The 5,332-nt window shown below is 71.1% G+C and carries 6 protein-coding genes and 1 pseudogene; all 7 read left to right on the top strand.

Annotated features, from left to right (window positions below; genetic code table 11):
- A pseudogene (locus tag ACFWEK_RS18540) lies at window positions 1–270 on the top strand (hypothetical protein); the annotation flags it as partial.
- Between the two features lie 89 nt (window positions 271–359).
- Entirely contained in the window at window positions 360–1,637 is a 1,278-nt protein-coding gene (locus ACFWEK_RS18535; protein WP_430545719.1) for an ABC transporter substrate-binding protein, read from the top strand.
- A gap of 25 nt (window positions 1,638–1,662) precedes the next feature.
- Window positions 1,663–2,556, top strand: coding sequence for a carbohydrate ABC transporter permease (locus ACFWEK_RS18530; RefSeq protein ID WP_430554991.1), 894 nt, complete (start codon window positions 1,663–1,665; stop codon window positions 2,554–2,556).
- On the top strand, window positions 2,553–3,407 hold the full coding sequence (locus ACFWEK_RS18525; protein WP_430545717.1) for a carbohydrate ABC transporter permease: 855 nt from the start codon (window positions 2,553–2,555) through the stop codon (window positions 3,405–3,407). Before ACFWEK_RS18530 ends, ACFWEK_RS18525 begins: the two co-directional genes overlap by 4 nt.
- Window positions 3,408–3,448: 41 nt before the next feature.
- Window positions 3,449–4,153, top strand: a complete 705-nt coding sequence (deoC, locus tag ACFWEK_RS18520) for a deoxyribose-phosphate aldolase (protein ID WP_430554990.1) — start codon at window positions 3,449–3,451, stop codon at window positions 4,151–4,153.
- Window positions 4,154–4,204: 51 nt separating this feature from the next.
- Complete coding sequence (locus ACFWEK_RS18515; protein WP_430554989.1) at window positions 4,205–5,131, top strand: ribokinase; 927 nt, start codon at window positions 4,205–4,207, stop codon at window positions 5,129–5,131.
- On the top strand, window positions 5,128–5,332 hold a 205-nt coding region (locus ACFWEK_RS18510), incomplete at its 3' end, for an RbsD/FucU domain-containing protein (protein WP_430554988.1). The genes ACFWEK_RS18515 and ACFWEK_RS18510, both read left to right, overlap by 4 nt.

The following is a 5,332-nucleotide window of genomic DNA, read 5'->3' as shown; positions in this document are numbered from 1 at the left end:
CTGTTCTGGGCCGAGGACGGCGCACACTGGTGCATCCTCAGCCCGTACACGGCCGGGGACCTCAGCATCTTCGGCCGCAAGGACCGCGACACGTTCGCGCGGTCGTTCTTCGCCTGGACGGACAAGGAGCCGCTGCCGGCGGAACTGGAGTACCCCGGGCCGCCGGCGTTCTTCGTCGCGGACGAGGGGATCTTCCGGATCGACGGCTCGGACCGGCCCACGGACGTCACCGTGGTCGGCCCCGTCCCGTTCCGAGGCCGTCTCGGCTAGGGACTGGTGGCACGCCACCTCTCACATGTAGCATGTATGACAAGTGGTCCTCGTCCTCGAGGACGACGCACCCACCCAGGGAGACAACGATGTCAGCAAGGTTTCGGCGCGGGGCGATCGGCGCCTCCGCGCTCGGGCTCGTACCCGTCCTCGCCCTCACGGCCTGCAGCTCCGGCGACGGCGGCGGCAGCTCGGGCGGCGGCGACCAGGTGCGGATGCTCGTGAACATCACCGACAACCTCACGCAGGCGAAGTGGGACGAGCTCGTCGCCCCCTTCGAGGAGGAGACGGGGATCGACGTCAAGATCGAGGGACCGAGCGGCCAGTCGGTCGCCGAGACGTTCCCGACGCAGCTCGCGGCCGGCACGGCGCCCGACGTCATCCAGTCGATCTTCCCCACCGAGGACACGGCGCCCGAGATCCTCGACCTGTCGGAGCACGACTGGGCGCAGGGCACCCCGATGGCCGACCTGTACTCCACGGACGGCGCGATCAACGTGGTGGGCGTGGGCATGCAGGCCCAGTCGCTCCTCTACTACAACAAGGACCTCTTCGAGAAGGCCGGCATCACGGAGCCCCCCGCCACCTGGGAGGACATGGACGCCGCCCTCAAGGCCCTGCAGGACGAAGGCGTGAAGAAGCCGATCGGCTTCGCCTCCGAGTGGGCCACCGGCGTCCAGGTGCAGGAGATCTGGCACCCGCAGCAGAACCTCACCACCCCCGGGTGGCAGCAGGCCGTGGCCGGCGGGTCCTCGACGCTCGGCGACCAGTTCCAGCCGATGTTCGAGCACGTGGCGGGCTGGATCGACGCCGGCTACACGACCGCCGACGACGTGGCCACCGACAGCGGCACGCAGGAGGCGAACTTCATCGCCGGCGACGTCGGGATCTACCCGATGGGCTCGTGGTTCACCACGACGCTCGCGGCGTCGCCGCCCGAGTTCGAGGTCGGGGTCTTCGCGCCGCCCGTCGACGACGCCGCCGACCAGCCCGCGCCGATGGGCGCCACGATGGCGTTCCCGTACATGGTCTGGAACGGGACGCAGGCCAAGGACGCCGCCACGCAGCTCGTGGAGTACCTCGTGACGGACGAGGACGCGATCGCCACCCAGGCGGAGATGGACAACTTCAACCGCGAGGGCCTGGACACGAGCGCGAACGAGTACGCGGGGCAGGTCCAGGAGCTGCTCGACGCCGCGCCGTCGTTCGTCGTGCCCGGCAACCAGACGGTGGGTGACTTCGCCCTGCCGGTCGCCGGGTTCAACGAGAAGTTCACCGAGGTCGCGCAGGGGCTGTGGCAGGGCACGTCGCCCGCGGACGCCGCGGGCCAGCTCACGGCCTGGTACGACGCGGAGGCAGCGGGCTGACATGGCTCGAGCGAGGACGGCACGCGTGCTGGGGAGAAGGGGTGCGCTGGGCCGGGGCCTGATGACGGTCCCGGCGGCGCTGGTCTACATCGGTCTCATGGTGGTGCCGGTCGGGTACGCCGTCTACTACTCGTTCACCGAGTACAACGGCATCCCGACCCAGGCGCCCGAGTGGGTCGGGCTGGAGAACTACACGCGGATCTTCACCGACCCGACGGGCGACATGCACTCGTCGCTGTGGGTCACCGGGGTCATCGCGGTGGTGGGCGCGTTCGGCGTCAACGCGATCGCGCTGGGCCTGGCCCTCCTGCTGCGGCGGACCACCCCGTTCACCGCGTTCGCGCGGGCCGTGATGTTCTACCCGCACGTGCTGTCGGCCCTCATCGTGGGCTTCCTGTGGCAGGCGATCCTCGGCCCGCAGGGCGCGGTGAACAACCTGCTCACCGGGTCGGGCCGGTCGACCCTGCCGTTCCTGTCCGACCCGGACTGGGCGCTCGCCACGATGATCGCCGTCATCGTGTGGGCCCAGCTCGGCGTCCAGCTCGTGCTGTACCTGGCGGGCCTGCAGGCCGTGCCGGCCGACCTCCAGGAGGCGGCGACGCTCGACGGCGCCGGCCGCGTGCAGGTGTTCCAGCACGTCACGTGGCCGGCGCTCGCGCCCACCGTGACGGTGACGATCGTGACGTCGGTGCTGTCGCTGCTCAAGGTCTACGAGGTCGTCCTCGGCCTCACCAACGGCGGCCCCGGGGACGCCACGCAGACCTGGGCCTACGAGATCCTCGCCGTGTCCTTCGCCAACAACAAGGTGGGGCTGGCGTGCGCGCAGGCGATGCTGCTCATCGTCGTCGCCGGGATCCTGTCGTTCACGATCATCGCGCTGCGCAGGCGCGCCGAAGAGGGAGCGGAGGCGCTGTCATGAGCCTGTCCGGCAGCCGGTCGGCGCGGACGCGCACGACCCTGCGGAACGGGGCGATCGCCGTCCTGTCGGTCGCGATGCTCGTGCCGCTGTACATCGTCGTCGTCAACGCGTTCAAGCCGCAGCAGGAGATCCTGCTGTCGCCGCTCGGGTTCGACCCCGCCACGGCCACGACCCAGTTCCTGCAGGACGCGTGGACCAACCCCAACTTCCCGGTGGTCTCCGGCTACGCGGTGACGCTGTTCCTCGTCGTCGCGTGCAACGTCGTCGCGATCGGGGTCTCCGTCCCCACGGCGTACGTCATCGCCCGGACCCCGACGGTCCTGTTCCGGGCGCTGCTGATGTTCTTCGTCGCGGGTATGTTCATCCCGGCGCAGATCATCCTGGTGCCCGCGATCTTCGTGCTGAAGGCGCTGCACCTCATGGGGACCCTGCCGGGCCTGGTGCTCTTCATGTCGTCGACGATGATCCCGTTCACCCTGTTCATCTTCACCGGGTACATCCGCATGCTGCCGCGCTCGCTCGACGAGGCGGCGGCGATCGACGGCGCGAGCCAGCAGCGCGTGCTGTGGCGGATCGTGTTCCCGCTCATGAAGCCGATCGTCGCGACGGCGTTCATCCTCAACGCGCTCAGCGCGTGGAACGACTTCGTCAGCCCGCAGCTCATCCTCGGGCCCGGGTCGTCGTTCCGGACCATCACCACCGGCGTGTACGCGGCCGTGTCCTCGTACACGACCAACTACGAGATCGTCTTCCCCACCCTGCTGCTGGCGGTGGTGCCGATCCTGCTCATCTTCGTCCTCATGCAGCGGCACGTCATGAGCGGCCTGTCCGCCGGCGCGGTCAAGGGCTGACCCGCCTACCCACTCGTCTCCCACCTGCCCAGGAGAACCGCATGACCCTCGACTTCACCGACCCGGCGCAGGTCGCCCGGGCGATCCAGTACACGAACGTCAACCCCGACCTCACGCGCGACGGCGTGACGAAGCACCTCGAGACGTGCGCCGCCTACGGCTTCGACGCCGCGATGATCGCGCCGTACTGGGTGCCGCTGGCGAAGGACGTGCTCGCGGGCACCGGCGTCAAGGTCGCGTCCACGCTCAACTTCCCCATGGCCAACGACACCCCCGAGATGCGGCTCGCCGCGCTGCGCGCGCTCGTCGCGACGGGGGTGGACGAGTTCGACTTCCCGCCGCACCCGGGCCTGCTGCTCGGGGGCGACGAGGGCCTCTACGCCCGCGACGTCGAGGACGTCGTCCGGCTCGCGCACGCCGAGGGCGTGGCCGTGAAGGTGATGCTCGAGTTCGGTTTCCTGCCCACCGACGACCTCAAGGCCCGCGCCACGCGGATCGCCTACGAGGCCGGCGTCGACTGGGTGAAGCAGTCCTCCGGCTGGGGCAAGGGCGGCCTGGAGGCCACCGAGCACGACGTCCGCCTGCTCGCTGCCCACATCGAGCCGCCCTGCCGGGTCAAGGTGTCCGGCAAGGTCAACTCGCTCGAGAAGATGCAGCGCCTGTTCGAGGCGGGGGCCGAGCTGGTCGGCACCAGCTCCGGCCCGGCCATCGTCGACGGGCTCGTCGGCGACCCGGACGCCTACTGACCGGACCGGACGCGCGGCAGACCGCACGACGACGCGACACGAAGGGGAGCGATGAGGCTCACGGTGGTGGGGAGCTATGCCAAGGCTCTCGTGATGACGGTCGACCGGCTGCCCGAGGCAGGGGAGACCCTGCTCGGGCGCGAGTACCGCGAGACGTACGGGGGCAAGGGCTCCGACATGGCCGTCCAGGCGGCCCGGCTCGGCGCCGACGTCGCGTACGTCGGGGCGGTGGGCGACGACGCGCACGGCGCGGAGTTCCGCGCCCTCATGGCCGCCGAGGGGGTCGACGACTCCCGCGTGACGGTCGACCCGACCGCGCCGACGGGGGTCGGGTTCATCGTCAAGGACACCGGGGGGCGCAACCTCATCGTCGTCGACAAGGGCGCCAACGACAGGCTCCTGCCCGACGTGCTGGACGCGTCGGCCGACGCGCTGCGCCGAGCCGACGTCGTCCTGGCCCAGCTCGAGATCCCGCTCGGCTCGGCGCTGCACGCGCTCGATGTCGCGCGGGACGCCGGCGTGCCGACGGTGCTCAACCCGGCACCCGCCGTGGACCTGCGGGGCGTCGACCTGTCGGCCGTGGACGTGCTCACGCCGAACGAGCACGAGGCACGGGTCGCGCTGGGCCTGCCGCCCGGCGACCCGACCCCGGTCGAGGAGCTGGCGCGGCGGCTGCTCGCCCTCGGCCCGCGGGCGGTCGTCGTCACCCGCGGGGAGGACGGGGCGCTCGTGGCGGACGCCGCGGGCACGACGGCCGTGCCGACCGCGTCGGTCGACGTCGTCGACTCCAACGGCGCGGGCGACAGCTTCAACGCGGCGCTCGCCGTCGCGCTCGGGGAGGGGCGCGACCTGCGGGGCGCCGCCGCCTTCGCCGGCGTCGTGGCGGCGCTGTGCTGCCAGCACTGGGAGACGGTGCCGTCCTACCGGACGCGCGCCGAGGTCGAGGAGTTCCTCGCGAGGACGAAGGAGAGGGCATGAGAAGCGGACGGATCCTGCACCCCGGCCTGGCCGGGGCGCTCGCCACGCTGGGGCACACCGACGTCGTGCTGGTGACCGACGCCGGGTTCCCGATCCCGCAGGGCGCGCACCGCGTCGACCTCGCGCTCACGCGCGGGCACCTCGACGTGCGGACGATCCTGCGGGTGCTGCTGGAGGAGGTCTTCGTCGAGGAGGTGCACA

The organism is Isoptericola sp. NPDC060257 (assembly GCF_042726645.1).
Classification (GTDB): Bacteria; Actinomycetota; Actinomycetes; order Actinomycetales; family Cellulomonadaceae; genus Isoptericola; species Isoptericola nanjingensis.
This window is presented reverse-complemented; position numbering and strand designations above follow the sequence as displayed.

Excerpts from the sequence above, each read along its gene's own strand:
- ACFWEK_RS18535 (WP_430545719.1), top strand. The coding sequence starts at position 360 with ATGTCAGCAAGGTTTCGGCGCGGGGCGATCGGCGCCTCCGCGCTCGGG.
- ACFWEK_RS18525 (WP_430545717.1), top strand. The coding sequence starts at position 2,553 with ATGAGCCTGTCCGGCAGCCGGTCGGCGCGGACGCGCACGACCCTGCGG.
- deoC (WP_430554990.1), top strand. The coding sequence starts at position 3,449 with ATGACCCTCGACTTCACCGACCCGGCGCAGGTCGCCCGGGCGATCCAG.
- ACFWEK_RS18515 (WP_430554989.1), top strand. The coding sequence starts at position 4,205 with ATGAGGCTCACGGTGGTGGGGAGCTATGCCAAGGCTCTCGTGATGACG.